This is a genomic window from Marinobacter fonticola (genome assembly GCF_008122265.1).
Taxonomy (GTDB): Bacteria; Pseudomonadota; Gammaproteobacteria; order Pseudomonadales; family Oleiphilaceae; genus Marinobacter_A; species Marinobacter_A fonticola.
This window is the reverse complement of sequence record NZ_CP043042.1, coordinates 1-18,177: the sequence shown is the minus strand read 5'-3', so window position 1 is coordinate 18,177 and position 18,177 is coordinate 1. Positions and strand designations below refer to the sequence as shown.

Below are 18,177 nucleotides of genomic sequence, written 5' to 3'. Positions count from 1 at the left end.
TAGATAGGAGACGCTGCGTGCGCATCGTTTTTGCCGGGACCCCGGATTTTGCCGCCGTCGCACTGAACGCCCTCTTAACGCAGGGCCACGAAGTCGTGGCTGTCTATACCCAGCCCGACCGTCCCTCCGGACGCGGCCGAAAGTTGACCCCCAGCCCGGTAAAGCAGGTGGCACAGGCTGCAGGGCTTCCGGTCTGCCAGCCCGAGACCCTTAAATCCGCCGACGCCCAGGCCGAAATTGCCGCGTTCAACGCCGACGTCATGATTGTCGCCGCCTACGGCCTTATCCTGCCCCAAGCCGTTTTGGACATGCCGGTCCGGGGCTGCCTCAACATTCATGCGTCTTTGCTACCGCGCTGGCGTGGTGCCGCACCGATCCAGCGGGCTATCGCCGCGGGTGACGAGGAAACAGGCATCACCATCATGCAGATGGAAGCAGGCCTGGATACCGGCGCCATGCTGCTGAAGCTGACGACACCTATCCATGACGCCGATACCGGCGGCAACCTGCACGACCGGCTGGCGGATTTGGGTGGGCAAGCCATCCTCACGGCGCTCGACGAGCTGGAAAAGGGCGGCCTGAAACCCGAACCTCAGAACGATGCCCTGGCCAGCTACGCTCACAAACTCAACAAGGAAGAGGGCCACCTGGACTGGGGGAGCACGGCAACGGATCTGGCCCGCCGGGTGCGGGCCTTCAATCCCTGGCCGGGTACTTTCGCCCGGAGCGGTGACGAAAAAATCCGCATCCACGCCGCCGAGGCCATCGATCATCCAAGCGCTGCCGAACCCGGCGCGATCCTCAAGCGCGATCGAGACGGCATCGATGTCGCCTGTGCGTCCGGCGTCCTGCGACTGCACCAGGTGCAGCTACCCGGCGCCCGGGGCCAAAGCATCTCCGATCTGATCAACGGTGGGCGCGCCGTATTGCAGCAAGGCGAGGTCCTGCGCTGAATGGCCCGTCAACGTCTTCCCGTGCGGGCGGTCGCCGCCCAGGTGCTGCAAGCGGTCAACGACGGGCAGTCCCTGAGCCAGGCGCTACCCCATGGTTTGGCTCAGGTGAGCGAGTCCGACCGTAGCCAGTTACAAGCCCTGTGTTATGGTAGCTGCCGCTGGTACCACCGCCTGTACAGCGAGCTCACGATCCGTCTGCACAAGCCGCTCAAGAAAGGCGACCGTATCGCCATACCGCTGATGCTGGTGGCCCTGTTCCAGATCCGCCATAGCCAACAGGCGGACTACGCGGTGGTCAACGAAACAGTCGAAGCCTGCCGTTCGCTGGGCAAACCGCACCTGTCCGGTCTGATCAATGCGATCCTGCGCGCCGCATTGCGTGAGGGCGAGCCTGAACCGGCATCCGACGCCGATGAACTCAGCCACCCGCAATGGATGACCGAGAAACTCCGGCATAACTGGCCCGAGCGCTGGCAAGCCATACTCGACGGCAACAACGCCCAGGGACCGATGACGCTGCGGGTCAACGCCCGTCAGCATTCCCGGGACGCTTATCTGGCACAGCTGCGCCAGAACGATATTGCCGCCGCCGCCACAGCGTTTGCCAAGCAGGGCATCCAGTTGGATCGTCCCTGTGGCGTGGAGCAACTGCCCGGCTTCGACACCGGCGCCGTAAGCGTTCAGGACGAAGCGGCCCAATTATGCACCCAGCTGCTGGATCTGGCGCCGGGGCAGCGCGTCCTGGATGCCTGCGCCGCCCCAGGCGGAAAGACCTGCGCGATCCTCGAGAGCAGCGACAACCTGGATGTTGTTGCCCTTGACCAGTCTGCCGAGCGCATGCAACGGGTACAGGAGAACCTGGACCGCCTGCAACTTCAGGCCAGACTGGCAACGGCAGACGCGGCGGACCTGGACCAGTGGTGGGATGGGCGGCCTTTCGACCGTATCCTGTTGGATGTACCCTGTAGCGCCAGCGGCGTCATTCGCCGTCACCCGGATATCAAGCTGTTGCGCCGGGAAAAGGATATCCCCGCTCTGGCGGAGATCCAGCTCAATCTCCTTGAGCGCCTCTGGACCACCCTGAAGCCAGGCGGGCGTCTGGTATACGCCACCTGTTCCGTGTTCCCGCAGGAAAATCACCGTATAATCCAGCGGTTTATCAAGGCTCACGAAGACGCCGCCCTGACCATGCCGGAACTGGCCTGGGGGCTGGACACCGGCGCCGGACGGCAGTTATTCCCCGAACCCGGGTCCCACGATGGCTTCTTCTACGCGTGCTTGTCCCGAAACGAACACCCGTCAGCGAATCAGGCCACATTGCCATGAAGATCATCATCCTGGGTGCCGGCCAGGTCGGTGGAACCCTCGCCGAAAATCTGGCCAACGAAGCCAACGACATTACGATTATCGACAGCGATGGTACACGGCTCCGGGAACTTCAGGATCGACTGGATATCCGCACGGTGCAGGGCCGCGGCTCCTATCCCAGCGTACTGCGTCAGGCGGGGGCCGAAGATGCTGACATGCTGATCGCCGTCACCAACAGCGATGAAACCAATATGGTGGCCTGCCAGGTCGCCTACACGCTATTCAAAACGCCCACCAAAATCAGCCGTGTGCGCGCCAATGCCTATCTTGCCCGCAAAGAGCTGTTCGGTGCCGATGGTTTTCCGGTGGACGTGCTGATCAGTCCGGAGCAGGTGGTCACACGCCACATTACCCGGCTGATCGAATACCCGGGCGCGCTTCAGGTTCTGGAGTTCTCCAAAGGGCTGGCCCGGCTGGTAGCCATCCAGGCGACAAAAGGCGGGCCACTCGTCGGCCACGAGCTATCCTACCTGCGCACCCACATGCCCAAGATCGATACCCGGGTCGCCGCCATCTTCCGTAAGGACCGGCCGATTATCCCCCAGGGGGATACGATCATTGAGGAAGGCGACGAGGTCTTCTTCATCGCCGGCACCGATCATATCCGCTCGGTGATGAGCGAACTCCAGCCGCTGGAAAAGCCATACAAGCGCATCTTCATCTGCGGCGGCGGCAACATTGGCCAGCGTCTGGCTCACAATCTGGAAAACCGCTATCAGGTCAAGCTGATCGAGCGCAACCGGGACCGCTGCATAATGCTGTCGGAAAACCTGCGCAAGACCATCGTGCTGCAGGGTAACGCCGCTAACAAAGACCTGCTGCTGGAAGAGAATATCGAGAACACCGATGTGTTCTGTGCCGTCACCAACGACGACGAGGCCAACATTATGGCTTCGCTGCTGGCCAAGCGGCTGGGGGTGCGCAAGGTGCTGACGCTGATCAACAATCCCGACTACGTGGACCTGATCCAGGGAGGCGAGATCGATGTGGCTATTTCGCCCCAACAAACGACGATCGGCAGCCTGCTGACACACGTAAGACGAGGGGACGTCGTCAACGTTCACTCACTGCGCCGGGGCGCCGCGGAGGCCATCGAAGCCATTGCCCATGGCGATCATCGTTCGTCCAAGGTGGTGGGTAAGCGGCTCGATGAAATCACTCTGCCACAAGGCACAACCATCGGAGCCATCGTGCGCCACAATGAAGTGCTGATCGCTCACGACCACCTGCGCGTCCAGCCGGACGACCACGTTATCCTGTTCCTTGTGGATAAAACCCGTATTCGGGAAGTGGAGCGTCTGTTCCAGGTTGGTCTGACATTCTTCTGATTCGGACGTGGGAACCTAGCCGAACCAATGCGACTATCGGTTATATTCAAGATCCTCGGCATCCTGATGATGCTGTTCAGCTTCACCATGCTGCCGCCGCTCGGCGTTTCGCTGCTATACGACGACGGCCAATGGATGCGGTTCGCCGATGCGCTCGCCATTGTCTTTATTGGCGGTTTGCTGGTTTGGGCGCCGTTCCACTCGGTGTCCGGCGATCTACGGGTACGGGACGGCTTCCTGGTGACGACTCTGTTCTGGGTGGTGCTGAGCGTGGCCGGCTCCATCCCCTTTTACCTTAGCGATAATCAGCCCTATACCTACGTCGATTCCCTGTTTGAAGCCGTTTCCGGTTTGACCACCACCGGCGCCACCGTCATTACCGGGATCGATCAATTGCCCGAATCCATCCTCTGGTACCGCCAACAGCTGCAATGGCTCGGTGGGATGGGGATCATCGTACTGGCGGTGGCCATTCTGCCCATGCTGGGTATCGGGGGGATGCAGCTCTATCGCGCCGAAGTCCCGGGTCCAGTCAAGGACAACAAGCTGACGCCGCGGATTGCCGAGACCGCCAAGGCCCTCTGGTATATCTACGTATCGCTTACCGCAGCCTGCGCTATTGCCTACTGGATCGCCGGCATGAGTTGGTTCGACGCCATCGGTCACAGTTTTTCCACGATCGCCATTGGTGGTTTTTCCACCCACGATGCCAGCATCGGCTACTTCAACAGTCCCGTTATAGAAATGATCGCCGTGGTGTTCATGGTCCTGAGCGGGGCCAATTTCGCCCTGCATTTCATGGCCTGGCGCTCGCGCAATCCACTGCTCTACTGGACAGATTCAGAGTTCAAGCTGTATATCGGCGCCCTCGGCGGGGTCAGCCTGATCACCATTCTGGTGCTGATCCTGACCAACACGCTGAGTCCGTTCGAGGCGGTCACCGAGGGTATCTTTCAGGTGGTATCTCTTGCGACCACCACCGGCTTCGCCACGGCCGATTTCTCGGTGTGGCCCATGATGCTGCCGTTTCTGCTGTTCGTAATGTCGTTCATGGGGGGGTGTGCAGCCTCCACGGGTGGTGGCATCAAGGTGGTGCGTATCCTCCTGATCTTCCGCCAGGGCTCCCGGGAAATGAAACGTCTGTTGCATCCCAACGCCGTGATGCCGGTCAAGCTGGGCAATCGGCCGGTCTCGGACCGGGTGCTTCAGGCCGTCTGGGGGTTCTTTTCGGTCTACATGTTCATGTTCCTGGTGATGCTGGTGATTCTGCAGGCCACCGGGCTGGACCAGATCACCGCTTGGACGGCCGTAGGCGCGACCATCAACAACCTGGGCCCTGGTCTGGGCGAGGTGACCTACCACTACGGCACCATCAACGACGTGGCGAAGTGGGTGCTCTGCTTCTCCATGCTGCTGGGCCGGCTTGAAGTCTTCACCCTATTACTGCTGCTGACACCGGCGTTCTGGCGGCGCTAGTGCACTTGCATGCTGGTCGGGCTTTTGGCCTAGGCGCGCCGGGCGGCAGACTTTATAAAGGGATCAGGTTTCGAAATAGCGTCCGGAGAAGCGTATAATGCCGAATTTCCGCGCCGCAGGGTGCTCCGCCAACCGGTGGTCCAGCGCGATTCGAGGCTAAAACCGGCCCGGCGCCACACTTATTGAGATCAACAGGCAATCGTCGTGACTGAGATGGCAAACACGGACAGTAAAACTTTCCAGGGCCTGATCCTGGCCCTGCAGCAATTCTGGGCACGGCGCGGCTGTGTCATCCAGCAACCGCTGGATATGGAAGTCGGGGCCGGTACCTTCCACCCCTCCACGTTCCTGCGTGCCATCGGCCCGGAAACCTGGAATGCCGCCTACGTGCAGCCCAGCCGCCGCCCGACGGACGGCCGCTACGGTGAGAACCCCAACCGTCTGCAGCATTACTACCAGTTTCAGGTCGTGCTCAAACCTTCGCCGGACAACATTCAGGAACTCTATCTGGATTCTTTACGGGCCCTTGGCCTGGACCCGCTGGTGCATGACATTCGTTTCGTCGAGGACAACTGGGAATCGCCCACACTCGGGGCCTGGGGTTTGGGCTGGGAGATCTGGCTTAACGGCATGGAAGTCACCCAGTTCACCTATTTCCAGCAGGTGGGCGGCCTGGAATGCTATCCGGTCACCGGCGAACTGACCTACGGGCTGGAGCGTATCGCCATGTACCTGCAGGGCGTGGACAGCGTCTACGACCTGATCTGGACGGAAGGCCCCGATGGGGTCGTCACCTACGGCGACGTCTTCCACCAGAACGAAGTGGAAATGTCGGCCTACAACTTCGAACAGGCCGACACCACCTTCCTCTTTCATTGCTTCGATGTCCACGAGCGCGAAAGCCAGCGCCTGATCGAAGTGGGACTTGCCCTGCCGGCCTATGAGCAGGTACTCAAGGCCTCTCACACGTTTAACCTGCTGGATGCCCGTCACGCGATTTCAGTGACGGAACGGCAGCGCTATATCCTCCGTGTCAGAACCCTGGCCCGTGCCGTGGCCAAGGCCTACTTCGACAGCCGCAGGGCCCTGGGTTTCCCCATGGCGCCCGAGGCCCTGCGGGAAGAGATGCTGGCTGACGCGGATAAAGGGGACGCATGATCATGGCAACACAGGATTTTCTGGTCGAGATCGGCACCGAAGAATTGCCGCCCAAGGCTCTCAAGACACTTTCCGATGCCTTTACCGCGGGCCTGTGCAAGGGCCTGGACGCTGCGGGTATCAATTACGGTGCCTGCGAGCCGTTCGCCGCACCACGTCGCCTCGCGCTGCGTATCCGTAATCTCGCCAATGCCCAGCCAGACAAGGCCGTGGAAAAGCGCGGCCCGGCGGTCAAGGCGGCCTTCGACGATGCCGGTAACCCGACCCGCGCGCTGACCGGCTTCGCCACTTCCCTGGGCGTCACGCCTGACCAGTTGGATACCATGGAAACCGACAAGGGTGCCTGGGTGGTTTATCGCACCGTCGAGCAGGGCCGCGCAACGACCGATCTGATACCGGAGCTGGTGGAGCAGTCCCTGGACGCCCTACCTATCCCCAAACGCATGCGCTGGGGCGCCCACAGGACCGAATTCGTACGCCCGGTACACTGGATCGTACTGTTATTCGGCAACAAGATTATCGATGCGTCCATTATGGGGCTGGTGGCCGGCAACGAGACCCGCGGCCATCGCTTCCACTGCCCCAAGGAACTTATCATTCCCACGCCGGATGCCTACGAGGTTGTCCTGCGGGAGGAAGGCCACGTGCTGGCGGACTTCGAGGAGCGGCGGGAAACCATTCGCTCCGGGGTCACCGCAATCGCCAAGTCGCAGGGCCAGGGTCATGCGGTGATCGACGACGCATTGCTGGATGAGGTTACGGCCTTGAACGAGTGGCCTGTGCCGCTGCTGGGGCGCTTTGAGCCCCGCTTCCTGGATGTGCCCGCCGAAGCGCTGATCTCCTCCATGAAGGAACACCAGAAGTATTTCCATGTTGTCGACGACGACGGAACGATGCTGCCTCTGTTCATTACCGTGGCTAACCTTGAGAGCAAGGACCCGGCCCAGGTGGTGTCGGGCAACGAGAAGGTGATTCGGCCCCGCTTGGCGGACGCGGCTTTTTTCTACGACACCGACCGCAAGCACACACTGGAAAGCCGGATCGACGCACTCAAGCCCATTGTGTTCCAAGAGAAGTTAGGCAGCCTTTACGATAAGTCGGTCCGTGTCGCTGCGCTGGCGAAGAAGATCGCCGAAGCTATCGGTGGCAAGCCGCAGCATGCCGAGCGCGCCGCGATGCTGGCCAAGACCGACCTGGTCAGTGAGATGGTACTCGAGTTCACCGACCTGCAGGGCATTATGGGCGAATATTACGCCCGCAACGACAACGAGCCGGATGACGTGGCCCAGGCTTTAAACGAGCAATACATGCCTCGTTTCGCCGGCGACGATCTGCCCCGGCATCTGACCGGCTGCGCCGTTGCTTTGGCCGATCGACTGGACTCTCTGGTGGGTCTGTTCGGTATTAACCAGCCACCGTCCGGTACGCGGGATCCGTTTGGCCTGCGGCGCTCGGCTCTGGGTGTGCTGCGTATTATCCTTGAACGTGAGTTGCCGCTGGACCTGCAAACCTGCTGCGACTGGGCATCGGCAAACTTCAGCGGACTCGAGCTGGACGATCCGGCGACGCCGGTGGTGGATTATATGCTTGAGCGCTTTCGTGCCCATTACGAAGAGCAGGGGATTAGCGCTGAAATCTATCTCGCGGTACACGCGCGCCGTCCGACCCGGCCGCTCGACTTCGAACAGCGTATCCGGGCCGTTGAGGCATTCCGGCGTCTCCCTGCGGCCGAAGCGCTGGCGGCGGCCAACAAGCGCGTCTCCAATATTCTGGTCAAGCAGGGGGGCGATAGCTTAAGCGACAAAGTGGATCGCAGCCTGCTCAAGGATGACGCGGAAATCGCGCTGGCCGAGGCCGTGGAGGCCCAGAGCGGCAAAGTGACGCCGCTGTTCCAGAGCGGCGATTACGCGTCGGCCCTGGCCTCCCTGGCCGACCTGCGCGAGCCCGTAGACCGTTTCTTCGATGAAGTGATGGTGATGGCTGACGATGCCGCTATTCGCGCCAACCGGCTCGCCTTACTTAATCGTCTGCGCAACCTGTTCCTCCAGGTGGCAGACATCTCGCTATTGCCTGCAGGTTAGCGTCATGCTGGTTATCCTCGACCGTGACGGAGTTATCAACCGCTACAGCGGTGAGTACATCTGTTCGGTCGAGGAATGGCTACCCATAGCCAGCAGCATCGAGGCCATAGCCAGACTGACCCAGGCCGGGCATACCGTGGCGGTGGCCACCAATCAGTCCGGCATCGCCCGAGGCTACTACGACCATCTGATCCTCGAGCAGATGCACGCTCAGCTGCATCGCCTGGTGCAGGCTCTCGGGGGCAAGGTCGATTGTATCGCCTATTGCCCGCATCACCCCGATGAGGACTGTCAGTGCCGCAAGCCGCGTACCGGTCTGTTGGAGGATATACGCCAACAGCTGGGTCTAAAGGACCTTAGCGAAGCAGTGATGGTGGGGGACAGCCTGAAAGACCTCGAAGCAGGCCTGGCGGCCGGCTGCAAATCGGCAGCGCTGGTCCGCACCGGTAATGGCAAGGAAACCGAACGCTACCTGCGACAGCACCCGCTGGCCCGGGTCTCTGTCTGGAATAATCTGGCGGCGTTTGTAGATCATTTGCTCAGCCAATAAGTCCCTGGAAAACCGCGCCGATAGGGCTGGCAATCCATAGAATGATCAGTATAATACGGCGCAAATTCGGCGTGTGGCGCAGTCTGGTAGCGCACTTCGTTCGGGACGAAGGGGTCGCAGGTTCAAGTCCTGCCACGCCGACCATTTTCCCGCCTTTTCAAACACTTACCTTTTATAGCCCACACTCTCGTGGGTGGCATTTCGGCATGAAAGCCGGATTTCCAACGCCATTCTTCGGTATACTGCTTCTGGTTTTTCTTACACACTCTAGTTTCTTACACTTCGGTGCTTACAACCAGCGTGTCTATTTTCTCCGTTCGGGTTGGATTCTATGACTTCTGGCAACAACACAGTAACGGCTAACACCCAGCAACAACGCCCCTGGGTCGATTTGCTGATCAGTATCATTATTCCTTCAGTCATCCTGATGAAATTCAGTGGCGAACAGGATCTGGGCTCGGCGAAGGCCCTAATCGTTGCGCTTGCCTTCCCGTTAGGCTGGGGCCTGTACGAGCTGGTTCGCTTCGGTAAGCGCAACTTTATTGCGATGCTCGGCCTGATCAGTATTCTGCTCACCGGCGGTATCGGTCTACTCGAACTGGATGCCGAATGGCTGGCCATTAAAGAGGCTGCAGTGCCTCTGGTGATCGGACTGGCGGTGCTGGTGTCTACCCGTACCAAATATCCGTTGGTGCGTACGTTGCTCTACAATCGCACGGTGCTGGACGTGGACAAGATCCACGATACGCTGGTCGCCAATGGCAACGAAGGAATTTTCGAAGCCCGCCTTATGCGCGCCAGCTACTACTTCGCCGCCACATTCCTGTTCAGTTCGGTGATGAATTACGTGCTGGCCAAATGGATCGTGACCAGCCCCTCGGGCACCGCGGCGTTTAACGAAGAGCTAGGCCAGATGACATTGGTGAGCTATCCGGTGATCGCGATTCCCTCCATGCTGATGATGTTCGCCATCTTCTATTACCTCTGGCGAGCGATCCGCACGCTCACCGGTTTTAAGTTCGAGGAGGTGCTTTCCCCAGCGCTTCATGAACAAAACGAGTCAAAAAATAACTCGTCGAACTAGTCGCTCTCTCAGTTCTCCCATACAAAGAAAAAGCCCGGCACCTTTTCAGGACCGGGCTTTTTCTTTGTTGCTCTATTTTTCGTTGTCACTCCAAAAGCAGGACGGACAACTAGACATCCAGATTGGTGACGTTCAACGCGTTGGTCTGGATAAAGTCTCGACGCGGCTCCACTTCATCGCCCATAAGCGTGGTGAAGATCTGGTCGGCCGCAATAGCATCTTCGATGGTAACCTTCATCATGCGACGGGTTTCCGGATCCATTGTGGTTTCCCATAACTGCTCCGGGTTCATCTCGCCCAGCCCCTTGTATCGGGAAATGTTCAAACCACGCTGAGCTTCTTTCATCAGCCAGGCCAGGCCTCCCTCAAAACTCAGCACCGCCTGCTTACGTTCGCCGCGCTGAATGTAGGCACCGTCCTCAACCAGCCCATCGAGCTTTTCACCCAGACGGGATATAGCCGTATAGGAGCCAGACTCAAAGAACTCGTGATTGAAAACATGGGTATGGGGAATGCCGTGTACGTAGATATCCACCTTGGGCAAGAACAGGTTTCGCTCCGTGTCCTCATGCACTGAAAAGACGTACTTGGTGCCGGTACGCGTGTCCACGTCAAGACGCGCACCCAAGCGGGAGACCCACTGGGTTACCGCCTCCTGAGTGACTAGGTCTTCGGCCTTTAGTGTCGTGTTGTGCAACATCTGCTCCAGCACTTTTGCCGGGTAGGCGCGGGACAAACGCTCGATCATGGTTTGTACGGATTGGTACTCCTTAACCAAAGACTCGAGCGCAGAATCGGCTATGGGCGGCGCAGACGGGTTAACGTAAAACTGTGCGCCTTCCAGCGCGGTCTGGGTCAAGTAGGCTTCTTTGGCTTTCTCGTCCTTCAGGTACTGCTCCTGCTTACCACGCTTGACCTTATACAGCGGCGGCATCGCGATGAAGACGTGGCCCCGCTCTATAATTTCGCGCATCTGACGGAACAGGAACGTTAGGAGCAGCGTCCGAATGTGAGAGCCGTCCACGTCGGCGTCAGTCATGATGATAATAGAGTGGTAGCGCAGCTTGTCCGGATCGAATTCCTCGCGACCGATACCGCACCCCAGTGCGGTAATCAACGTGCCGACTTCGGCAGAGGACAGCATTTTATCGAACCGCGCCTTTTCCACATTGAGGATCTTGCCCTTCAACGGCAGAATGGCCTGCGTCTTACGATCTCGACCCTGTTTGGCGCTTCCTCCCGCGGAATCACCCTCCACAATGTAGATTTCGGAAAGGGCGGGGTCCTTTTCCTGGCAGTCCGCCAGTTTGCCTGGCAGGCCCGCGATATCCAGCGCCCCCTTGCGACGGGTCATTTCCCGCGCTTTACGCGCTGCTTCCCGGGCTCGCGCCGCTTCGATCATCTTGTTCACGATCAGTTTGGCTTCGTTGGGCTGCTCTCGCAGGTAATCGGAGAAGCTCTGGTACAGCTCTTGTTCAACCGCTGTTTTAACTTCCGATGAGACCAGCTTGTCCTTGGTCTGAGACGAGAATTTGGGGTCCGGTACCTTGACACTGATGATGGCGGTGAGGCCTTCACGGGCATCGTCGCCAGACGTCGCCACCTTGGATTTCTTGCCCAGACCTTCATGCTCGATATAGCTGTTCAACGAGCGGGTCAGCGCAGCACGGAAACCGGCCAAGTGGGTGCCGCCGTCACGCTGGGGGATATTGTTGGTGAAGCAGAAAATATTCTCTTGGAATGCGTCGTTCCACTGCATGGCGACTTCCACAGCGATGCCGTCTTCACGCTCACGGTTGAAGTGGAATACCCGATTGATCGGTGTCTTATTGTTGTTGAGATGCTCGACGAACGCACGCAGACCACCGTTATACTGGAAGTAGTCTTCCTTGCCGGTACGCTCGTCCTGCAGGCGGATACGCACCCCGCTATTTAGGAACGCCAGCTCCCGCAACCGCTTAGCCAGGATGTCGAAGTGAAAAGCGATGTTGGTGAAAGTCTCGGGAGAGGGCACAAAGTGCACTTCCGTTCCGCTCTTGTCCGTCTCGCCCTTGGCCTCAAGAGGCGCATCCGGGACACCGTCACGGTAGATCTGTTCCCAGACTCTGCCGTCGCGACGAATCGTCAGCCGTAATTGCGACGAGAGAGCGTTTACCACCGAAACGCCAACCCCGTGCAGACCGCCGGAGACCTTGTAGGTGTTGTCGTCGAATTTACCGCCTGCGTGAAGCACCGTCATGATGACTTCAGCAGCGGAAACCCCTTCCTCTTCATGCAGGTCTACCGGGATACCACGACCGTTGTCCCGCACGGTCACAGATTCGTCAGGGTGGATAACGATACCGATCTCGGAGCAGAAACCGGCCAAGGCCTCATCGATAGAGTTATCGACAATTTCAAACACCATGTGGTGCAGACCGGTACCATCGTCGGTGTCCCCGATGTACATCCCGGGACGCTTGCGAACAGCATCCAGACCTTTCAGGACCTTGATGCTGGAGGAATTATAAGAATTCGACGTAGTCATTCGGACGCTCCTAAAGCGAAGATCTTGTTCTCAAGAACCTCTAATTGAGTCCATTGGCGATTCCGGCTTTCAGGGCCGGCCCAGAATCGCCAATGGACCCAATTAGAGGTTCCTCAACGTAAACTCGCCATGTTCCACGTGGAACACTTTGAAATCGGGCATGGATTCCCGCCACAGCTTTTCAGGACGAGGCGGCTCAATGGAGGTGATGAACACCTGACTACCGAGATCGCGAAGCTTGCCTGCCAACATCTCACGATGAGGCTCATCAAGCTCCGCATTTATATCATCTAACAAAAATGTACATTGCCGGCCACTCGCTTTGAGAAGCTGGCCCTGCGCAATCTTCATCAAGATAACCAGGGTTTTCTGCTGACCTCGCGACAAGGTTTCCGCAACCGGACGCCCCTGATACTTCACTCGCATATCTGCCCGGTTCGGACCGTAGAGGGTATGCCCCATCTTGGCTTCCTGATCTCGATGACTCTCGAGCACATCGGCCAAGCCTAGCTTACGATCCCAACCGGGAAAAAACTCAATTTTGAGGTCGTTACTCCATACCACCCCGACATCCTCCAACACGGCGACGAGTAGGGGATGGAACCGTTCGAAAACCGCACGGCGCGCTTCGGTGACCTGTTCCGCTAACGCGACGTACTGCCGGTCCCATATCCGGCGTAACGACTCGTCAATTCTACCATTTCTGAGAATTTTATTCCGCTGAGAAACACTTCTCTGGAACTGCTGCCAGAGCGCCGAGAAGCCATGTTCCACGTGGAACACAGACCAATCTAAAAACTGACGGCGCTTGCCTGGGCCACCAGCCACGATATCGAAGGTACCCGGATCGATCACGGAAACAGGCAAGTGCCGCGCGACCGCGGACAAGCTGCGCACCCGTTCTCCGTCAACCTTAAGCCGGGTTTCACCCAAGCTCAGGTCTCGGGACAATCCAATGCGATGGCCAGACCCTTTATGCGCACCGTCGTCATTACCGATCTCGCCAAACACCGTAAGACGCTGCGTACCATGACAAACCACGGCTTCATGCCGGTTAACACGAAATGACCGCCCCAACCCCAGATAACCTATGGCTTCGAGTAAACTGCTTTTGCCACTACCGTTCTCGCCGTAGATCAGATTGACGGAGGGCGAAAAAGTGAGATCGGTGGGCGCGAGATTTCGGAAATGCTGGGTCTGAAGTCTAAGAAGTGCCATGCACCAATGGGATCCGTTTGGGGAAAAGGCGAAGTCCTAGTCTACAGGTTAGCGCGCGCTGGGTGCAGGTTTAAGGCTCCTCAGTCGCGATTAAACAGCGGCTTAGTCATAGGGTAACCCGGGCAAACAGGTTGGTCTTATCGATCGGTTTACTGCGCCTTGTCGAGATCAACGTATGGGATGCAGCGGGCGGGGTCGAACATACCCCTCGTATCTGTAACGGAAGTGAAATCACTTCTTTCTCTTCGCGTGCAGCGTAAGAAGGACAGGCAAACAACGTAGATCGTGGGGCTGGGTTTCCGACAAGCGCTTAAGGTTCAATCCAACAAATAAAAAGCGGCCCTCTCAGGCCGCCTCGAATGTCCGTCAGGAGTATTTCAACGCTTAGACGTCGTAGGGCTCCAAAGCTCGCCTAATGCAACAGCGTCAGACGTTCATCCATAAACATATCCATTTCCGGTGCCAGGATGTGAACGTATCGATCGAAGTAAAGAAATTGCTTGATCAACAGGGCAAACTCTCGCGGGAAATGCAGGCCGTGCTGCTCGCCGATTTTGACCATATCCATCAGCATACCGTTCACTTCATCTTCAGCTTCTTCGGCTCCATAAGGCGTATCCGGCACCATCCTGTCCATCTGGTTGTAGAGACGGCGTAGATCATCGGCCAGTTGTTTAACGTCTATGGTTTCATGGGTGACGCCAATTCGAACCATGGCGGCCGCCATACCTTCGAAATTACCGACCATCACCGCAGAAATGAAATCAGATACAGCTTGCCAGGTATCCGGCTTGATGCGACCAACAATGCCGAAATCGATAAATCCAACCCGCCCGTCACGCAATACCATCAGATTACCGGCGTGAACATCTGCATGGAAAAACTGGCATTGGGTCAAACTGGAAAACCAGGTATTCATTGCTGTAATCAACGTCCGCTCGGGATCGTTGGTGACCGCTCGAATGCTCTCCAGGTCCGTTAACGGTACGCCATAGAACCGTTCCATCGTTAGCACGCGGCGGGTACTCCACTTCTCGTACACGACCGGAACCGTTGCGTCCTCGTTATGCGAGTCCATCAAGAACTGCCTGAACGTTTTCAGGTTATTGGCTTCCTTAATGAAGTCGCACTCTTCCATCATTGTGCTCTGTATCTCCTCGACTATGCCGGACAAGGAGGTCCAGGAGAGCTTGGGCGCGATGGTTTCAAGAATACGGGCGGAGGCGTAGAGAAAATTCAGATCCGTGAGCAGAATGTTTTCCACACCCGGTTTCTGGATCTTAAGCACGACCTCCTCACCGGTGACCAACTTCGCGGCGTGTACCTGTGCAATGGATGCCGAAGCGAGCGGAACCGGATCGATCTCCGAGTAGATTTTATCCAACGGTTGGCGCAATTCCTCACGCAGGATACGGCGCATCACACTGAAGGGAAGGGCAGGCGTGCGATCGAGACAGTTTTGAAATTCTTCCACATAGCTGGGCGGAAAAAAGGTAGGTGAACTGGCGATGAATTGTCCCAGCTTAATATAGGTAGCGCCCAGATCCTCAAAAGTTCGACGTAACAGCCGCGGCGTAGGCGGCCGGTCGCCGCGTAACCAGTTAACACCCGTTTTGCCGAGTACGCTCAAAGTCTGCCCGACCCTGAAGGCACCCTTGATGCCATTCACTATCATTACCGTCTCTCCCTGTAACCGAAGTTTAAAGCCCAACGCGCTATCACCGCCATGCGAGGCCTCTCCAGGACGACATTAACGTCGGTCGCCCTGGCGACTTCCTTTTTACTTTACAGTCTCATCGGCATGACGACATACAAACAGCTGGCGTCATTTTGGGCCTCGATCAGCGCACTGCTGTTCGGGTTGGATAGAGTGATTTTGACCTGGTCGTCGTCCAGCGCATTCAACACATCCACCAAGTAGCCCACGTTAAAGCCGATCTGCAGGGACTCGCCCTGATAATCCACTGGCAAGGCGTCTTCCGCCTGTTCCTGATCGGGATTATTGGCGAAGATCTGCAGCTCACCCGGTACCAGATTCAGGCGCACACCGCGGATGTTTTCGTGGGACAGGATCCCCGCCCGCTGTAGCGTATTCTTAAGGGTCGAACGATCCGCCAGCATGGTTTTATCGCCGCCCCGCGGAATGACCCGGTTGTAGTCCGGGAACTTGCCCTCGATCAGCTTCGAGGTAAAGGTGTACGCACCGACGGTTGCCCGTAGGTGGTTGTCCCCGAATACCAGCGTGAGCGGCGTCTGCACGTCGTCGAGCAGCCGCGCCAGTTCCAGCACGCCTTTGCGCGGTACGATCACCTGACGTGAGTCGCTGATGCCGGTTGCCAGCCCCAGATGGGACATCGCCAGCCGGTGGCCGTCAGTCGCGACCGCGCGCAGGTGCTCGGTATCCACTTCAAATAGTAGCCCGTTCAAGTAATAACGAACATCCTGTTGAGCCATAGCGAAGGCGGTGGCATCGAGCATGTTGCGCAGATCTGCCTGAGGCAGTTCGAGACGAAAGCTCTCTGCATCGTCTTCGACATTAGGAAAGTGCTCGGCCGGCAGCGTTGACAGCGTAAAATGACTCGCTCCGCAACGCAGATGAAGGCGGTCGCCTTCCAGGTTCAGCTCGATCGGCGCCTCGCCACCCAAGGCACGGCAGATGTCGGATAGCTTTCGGGCCGGAACGGTGATCCTTCCCGGCTGATCCACATGTACCGGGGTAATCCGGCCCACCAGTTCAACTTCCATATTGGTACCGGTCAGCGTCAACGTATTGTCTTCCGCCACTAAAAGGACGTTAGACAGCACCGGCATCGTTTGTTTACGTTCCACTACACCGGCAATCGACTGCAGTGGGGTCAGGAGGGATTCTCGGCTGATCGTCAGTTTCATGGCACTCGAATTCTGCTCGTGGGTTGTTTGGGAATCTGTAAGGCCGCTTCCTTGGTTTGTGGACTCCCGCTTCGGGGACTACGTGGTCAGCAAACGCATAAAATTCTGGTGATCCTCACGGATGTTGCTATCCAGCTCCTGCAGCTCGATGATTTTTTTACAGGCATGGAGAACCGTGGTGTGGTCACGACCGCCGAAGGCGTCGCCGATTTCCGGCAAGCTGTGATTGGTCAGTTCCTTCGCGAGGGACATGGCCATCTGCCGTGGCCGTGTGACGGTGCGAGTCCGGCGCTTGGAAAGAAGATCCGCCACTTTAATCTTGTAGTACTCTGCCACGGTCCGCTGAATATTGTCGATGCTCACCTGCTTTTCGTGTAGCGCCAACAGATCCTTGAGACTCTCGCGAATAAAAGGAGGCGTAATTTCCTGTCCTGTGAAGTGAGCATTCGCTATCACCAGACGCAGTGCACCCTCGAGCTCACGCACGTTAGAACGAATTTTCTGAGCAATAAAGAAGGCTGCTTCGCTGCTAAGCCGGACACCCGCCTGTTCCGCCTTCTTCATCAGAATTGCCACGCGGGTTTCCAGCTCCGGTGGTTCGACCATCACCGTCAGACCCCAACCAAAACGGGATTTGAGGCGCTCCTCCATGTCCGAGATTTCCTTGGGGAAACGGTCACAGGTGACGATCACTTGCTGGCCACCCTCAAGCAGGGCGTTGAAGGTGTGGAAAAACTCTTCTTGGGAGCGTTCTTTGCGGGCAAAAAACTGAATATCGTCGATCAGCAGCGCATCCACTGAGCGGTAATAGCGCTTGAACTCATTAATCGCATTGAGCTGCAGCGCCTTGACCATATCGGCTACAAAACGCTCCGAACGCAGGTAAGCCACTTTGGCGCGGGGGTTGCGGCGCACAATCTCGTTGCCCACTGCATGCATCAGGTGCGTCTTACCTAAACCCACACCGCCATAAAGAAACAGTGGGTTATAGGCGCCGCCGGGATTTTCAGCCACCTGCATCGACGCTGCGCGAGCCAGCTGGTTGGATTTGCCTTCCACGAACGTCTCGAAGGTAAAGCTTTCGTTGAGAAAGCTTTGATGCTTGATATCGCCTTCTACCTGGACACTGCGTCGTTCCGGCGCCGAACTCCGGGCGGCAGGGGCCGCCGTCGGTCTGGACCGGTCCACCAGAGTCGCGGCCACGCCTCTCTCTTCGTCGTTGACCGTTTCAGCGCTGTCTTCTTGACGGGTATTGGCCGCTGGGGCAACAGACGACCGACGAACCGGTGCCGCTTCTTGCGGTGCTGAGCCGACCCGCATATTAATCCGCGGCGCCTGCCCGCCGTGGAGATCCTTGAGGACTTCTTCGATTCGCCGCAAATACTTCTCGTTGACCCAGTCCATAACGAACCGGTTCGGAGCGAACAGCATCAACTGGTCGTCCCGGTGATCGGACTGTAGCGGACGAAGCCAGGTGTTGAACTGTTGAGCGGGAAATTCATCCCGAAGTACTTCAAGACATTGATGCCAAATGGTGTGCGGCAC

At 57.9% G+C, this 18,177-nt stretch carries 13 protein-coding genes and 1 tRNA gene; 9 read left to right on the top strand and 5 right to left on the bottom strand.

The window, feature by feature from the left end; all coding sequences use genetic code 11:
* Positions 1-17: 17 nt before the first annotated feature.
* The 9 genes from fmt to FXO11_RS00030 all read left to right on the top strand — a co-directional run bounded on the left by fmt (position 18) and on the right by FXO11_RS00030 (position 9,998).
* Positions 18-953, top strand: a complete 936-nt coding sequence (fmt, locus tag FXO11_RS00070) for a methionyl-tRNA formyltransferase (protein WP_148860982.1) — start codon at positions 18-20, stop codon at positions 951-953.
* Positions 954-2,279 (top strand): 16S rRNA (cytosine(967)-C(5))-methyltransferase RsmB, encoded by a 1,326-nt coding sequence (gene rsmB, locus FXO11_RS00065; RefSeq protein WP_148860981.1) that lies wholly within the window; start codon positions 954-956, stop codon positions 2,277-2,279.
* On the top strand, positions 2,276-3,649 hold the full coding sequence (gene trkA / locus FXO11_RS00060) for a Trk system potassium transporter TrkA (protein ID WP_148860980.1): 1,374 nt from the start codon (positions 2,276-2,278) through the stop codon (positions 3,647-3,649). The genes rsmB and trkA overlap by 4 nt, the downstream gene beginning before the upstream one ends.
* Positions 3,650-3,676: 27 nt before the next feature.
* A complete protein-coding gene (locus FXO11_RS00055) occupies positions 3,677-5,125 on the top strand; it encodes a TrkH family potassium uptake protein (RefSeq protein ID WP_148860979.1) in 1,449 nt (482 codons plus the stop codon).
* 213 nt (positions 5,126-5,338) lie between these two features.
* The gene (gene glyQ / locus FXO11_RS00050) at positions 5,339-6,283 is read left to right on the top strand and encodes a glycine--tRNA ligase subunit alpha (protein ID WP_148864730.1); all 945 of its coding nucleotides are present in this window, start codon (positions 5,339-5,341) and stop codon (positions 6,281-6,283) included.
* A gap of 2 nt (positions 6,284-6,285) precedes the next feature.
* Entirely contained in the window at positions 6,286-8,364 is a 2,079-nt protein-coding gene (gene glyS / locus FXO11_RS00045) for a glycine--tRNA ligase subunit beta (protein WP_148860978.1), read from the top strand.
* A 4-nt stretch (positions 8,365-8,368) separates the two neighbouring features.
* Positions 8,369-8,914 carry a D-glycero-beta-D-manno-heptose 1,7-bisphosphate 7-phosphatase gene (gmhB, locus tag FXO11_RS00040; RefSeq protein WP_148860977.1) on the top strand — a complete coding sequence of 182 codons (546 nt, stop codon included), beginning with the start codon at positions 8,369-8,371 and terminating at the stop codon, positions 8,912-8,914.
* Between the two features lie 67 nt (positions 8,915-8,981).
* Positions 8,982-9,058 (top strand) — tRNA-Pro (locus FXO11_RS00035).
* A gap of 187 nt (positions 9,059-9,245) precedes the next feature.
* On the top strand, positions 9,246-9,998 hold the full coding sequence (locus tag FXO11_RS00030) for a VC0807 family protein (RefSeq protein ID WP_148860976.1): 753 nt from the start codon (positions 9,246-9,248) through the stop codon (positions 9,996-9,998).
* A gap of 109 nt (positions 9,999-10,107) precedes the next feature.
* On the opposite strand, the gene gyrB is transcribed toward FXO11_RS00030, so the two are convergent.
* The 5 genes from gyrB to dnaA all read right to left on the bottom strand — a co-directional run bounded on the left by gyrB (position 10,108) and on the right by dnaA (position 18,177).
* Positions 10,108-12,525, bottom strand: a complete 2,418-nt coding sequence (gene gyrB, locus FXO11_RS00025; protein ID WP_148860975.1) for a DNA topoisomerase (ATP-hydrolyzing) subunit B — start codon at positions 12,523-12,525, stop codon at positions 10,108-10,110.
* Positions 12,526-12,627: 102 nt separating this feature from the next.
* Complete coding sequence (gene recF / locus FXO11_RS00020) at positions 12,628-13,743, bottom strand: DNA replication/repair protein RecF (RefSeq protein ID WP_148860974.1); 1,116 nt, start codon at positions 13,741-13,743, stop codon at positions 12,628-12,630.
* Positions 13,744-14,155: 412 nt separating this feature from the next.
* A complete protein-coding gene (locus FXO11_RS00015) occupies positions 14,156-15,418 on the bottom strand; it encodes an ABC1 kinase family protein (protein ID WP_148860973.1) in 1,263 nt (420 codons plus the stop codon).
* A gap of 110 nt (positions 15,419-15,528) precedes the next feature.
* Entirely contained in the window at positions 15,529-16,632 is a 1,104-nt protein-coding gene (gene dnaN, locus FXO11_RS00010) for a DNA polymerase III subunit beta (protein WP_148860972.1), read from the bottom strand.
* A 78-nt stretch (positions 16,633-16,710) separates the two neighbouring features.
* Positions 16,711-18,177 carry a chromosomal replication initiator protein DnaA gene (gene dnaA, locus FXO11_RS00005; RefSeq protein WP_148860971.1) on the bottom strand — a complete coding sequence of 489 codons (1,467 nt, stop codon included), beginning with the start codon at positions 18,175-18,177 and terminating at the stop codon, positions 16,711-16,713.

Excerpts from the sequence above, each read along its gene's own strand:
- recF (WP_148860974.1), bottom strand. The coding sequence starts at position 13,743 with ATGGCACTTCTTAGACTTCAGACCCAGCATTTCCGAAATCTCGCGCCC.
- rsmB (WP_148860981.1), top strand. The coding sequence starts at position 954 with ATGGCCCGTCAACGTCTTCCCGTGCGGGCGGTCGCCGCCCAGGTGCTG.
- trkA (WP_148860980.1), top strand. The coding sequence starts at position 2,276 with ATGAAGATCATCATCCTGGGTGCCGGCCAGGTCGGTGGAACCCTCGCC.
- FXO11_RS00015 (WP_148860973.1), bottom strand. The coding sequence starts at position 15,418 with ATGATAGTGAATGGCATCAAGGGTGCCTTCAGGGTCGGGCAGACTTTG.
- FXO11_RS00030 (WP_148860976.1), top strand. The coding sequence starts at position 9,246 with ATGACTTCTGGCAACAACACAGTAACGGCTAACACCCAGCAACAACGC.
- glyQ (WP_148864730.1), top strand. The coding sequence starts at position 5,339 with ATGGCAAACACGGACAGTAAAACTTTCCAGGGCCTGATCCTGGCCCTG.
- gyrB (WP_148860975.1), bottom strand. The coding sequence starts at position 12,525 with ATGACTACGTCGAATTCTTATAATTCCTCCAGCATCAAGGTCCTGAAA.
- gmhB (WP_148860977.1), top strand. The coding sequence starts at position 8,369 with ATGCTGGTTATCCTCGACCGTGACGGAGTTATCAACCGCTACAGCGGT.
- dnaN (WP_148860972.1), bottom strand. The coding sequence starts at position 16,632 with ATGAAACTGACGATCAGCCGAGAATCCCTCCTGACCCCACTGCAGTCG.
- FXO11_RS00055 (WP_148860979.1), top strand. The coding sequence starts at position 3,677 with ATGCGACTATCGGTTATATTCAAGATCCTCGGCATCCTGATGATGCTG.
- glyS (WP_148860978.1), top strand. The coding sequence starts at position 6,286 with ATGGCAACACAGGATTTTCTGGTCGAGATCGGCACCGAAGAATTGCCG.